Origin of the sequence: Paraburkholderia guartelaensis (assembly GCF_004353905.1) — a bacterium.
GTDB lineage: Bacteria > Pseudomonadota > Gammaproteobacteria > Burkholderiales > Burkholderiaceae > Paraburkholderia > Paraburkholderia guartelaensis.
Genome location: NZ_SMOD01000131.1, coordinates 1 through 2,263, shown reverse-complemented (window position 1 = coordinate 2,263; position 2,263 = coordinate 1). Strand labels below are relative to the sequence as shown.

Below are 2,263 nucleotides of genomic sequence, written 5' to 3'. Positions count from 1 at the left end.
AAGTTTGACCTGGTGGCCGAATGTGGACAGCTTGCGCGCCATGTGATGAGAGCCGGCGCACGCTTCCATGACGATGATGCAGACCTCGTACGTCGCGAAGAATTCAAACAGTTGCTTACGCCCCAGCTTCTTGCGAAACACGGCCTTGCCGTTCCGGTCCTGACCGTGAAGGTGAAAGGAATGCTTGCCAAGATCGATTCCAACGAGCATCGCGTGGTCCATTATGGTCTCCGGTTCCGAGTGAGCTCTGTCAGCGTAACTTATTCGGTAAGGTGGGGCGGACCATGTCATTAGTTGTCGGCGACGTCTCCAACGATGCTTCCCGTGGTGCCACCATTGCCGAGCTGGAGCCTGCCAGCGGAAATCGTGGTACCGCCTGTGTACGTGTTGGCGCCGGTCACGACGGTGGTGCCGCGGCCAATCTGGGTGACCCCGCCACTGCCGGAGATCACACCGGGCAAGACCAGCACGGAGCTGTTGTTCACTGCCAGGGTGCCATTGTCGGTGACGTTGCCCACAATGCTGCCGCTAGTACCGCCATTGCCCAGCTGCAGTGTGCCGGCGCTGATCGTTGTGCCACCGGTATAGGTGTTGGTTCCCGTAAGAACCAGCGTGCCAGTGCCGCTTTTGACGAGGCCTGCTGTACCGGCAATGGCTGAATTGATGATCGCCGAATTGGTGCCGGTGGTCGTGATCGTCGGATTGGTCCCTCCCAGTGTCAGGTTGCCGCCAGTGATCGTGTAGCCACCCACGTTGAACGTAAGGTTTTGCACGGTGATCGGCACGCTTAGACTGACTGTGCCTGCGGCCCCGCCGAAAATCGCATTGTCTGGCGTGGCATTGTTCCAAATAGCGGTGCCGCCGTTCCAGGACGGGGTGGTGGTATCCCACGTGCCGCTGCCTCCTGCCCCGGATGCGCCGCCGTTGGGGTCCCAGGTCAGGTCTGCCGCCCTTGAAGGCGAACCCGCTAGCAAGACAGCAAAAACCGCGGCAATATTGGCAGTCCTGACCAGCTTTTTCACTGGCGCCTCCACTCCGTAGGAGACCACACTGTGCTTTAAACATCACCCGGTCAGGCTGGCCGGCGTCGAACTCGCAGATGAGTGGCGGGAAGGGGCTTCCTGGATTTAGTGTAGGTAAGCGGCGCGACAGATTCCAAACTCACCCGCCTTTACCTGATGCATTTATCCTATTCGGCGCGTTCTCGATGATTGGCGCCCCAGTATCGCGCCGCGGGTCCAACCGGCGGGTGCATGCGTCGGGAAGCATGAGGATTGCGGACGTTGCATCGCGAGACCGAAATGTCAGCCTTGAGTCGGTTGCGGGCAGCCGCATCGGTCGGAAGTCGGGCATGACGCGACGCTCGATCCGCGCGAGGAAACGTGCGCAGGATTCTGCGCAAGAATCATTCAACTGTCGGCCTGGCTCAAATCGCCAGATACGAGCGCCGGCTGTATCAGAAGGACTCCGGACCATTACCACGCGCACCTGACACCCACGTCGCCCCAAACTCCCCTGCGCTGCCCACTCGCCGAGCTGTTGACCGAGAACTGGTAGCCGAACTGGCCATATACCCTCATGCGTGTGTCGAGCTTCGCTGTGAAGCCTGCGGCTACATCCATGCGAGTTGCCTGCTGCGAGAGCGGCACCTGATCAACGCCGGAATACGTGGTCGTGGCCTGTGCACCCCAGTCTCGCCAGAGATTGGCGCGCACATACGGCTGCCACACCTGGCCATTCGCGCGATCGATCGTCCATTGCCCTCGCACGCCCAGCCGCCCGCTCACGCCTGAGGTGGAGCCCGGATCGACCGGCCCGAGCCCGTCATTGGCCTCGTTCAGCCCCACGTGCTGCCAGATGAGCTGCGCCTGCGGCTCCAGCACGAATGCGGGCCCGAGCGGCAACGCGAACGGGTAGCCCGCTTCCAGCGACGTGAGTATTCCAGACCCCGAAACCGGCAGCCGTGCGTTCTGTGTCGTCGCGTTGCCGTCGTAGTACGTGCCCTGCAGCACCGCGTCGACGTACCAGCCGCCGGGACCGTAGTGCGTCCAGTAGGCGCCGCCGGAATACGCATTGAGGTTCAGCGTGCCGGTGCTGGAAGGCACGTATGCGGTTGCGGCCGCATTGGTGACGAGCCCGTTCACGTCCACATCGCTGTTGCCGTACGCGAAGTAGACGCCGGTGGCGTCGTGATGGCCCGGCAGGAAGCTGCCGCGCCAGACATCGAGACCCGCCTGGAAGCCGAGCAGGTGACCGCTGGCGC

2 protein-coding genes and 1 pseudogene are annotated in these 2,263 nt (G+C 62.2%); all 3 read right to left on the bottom strand.

The features are described from left to right. Positions 1 to 222, bottom strand: a pseudogene (locus tag E1N52_RS43460) (IS110 family transposase); the annotation flags it as partial. 68 nt (positions 223 to 290) lie between these two features. Continuing rightward, the gene (locus E1N52_RS43455; protein WP_246089479.1) at positions 291 to 1,022 is read right to left on the bottom strand and encodes an autotransporter-associated beta strand repeat-containing protein; all 732 of its coding nucleotides are present in this window, start codon (positions 1,020 to 1,022) and stop codon (positions 291 to 293) included. A 453-nt stretch (positions 1,023 to 1,475) separates the two neighbouring features. After that, a partial coding sequence (locus E1N52_RS43450) for an autotransporter domain-containing protein (RefSeq protein WP_133191229.1) occupies positions 1,476 to 2,263 on the bottom strand: 788 nt, incomplete at its 5' end.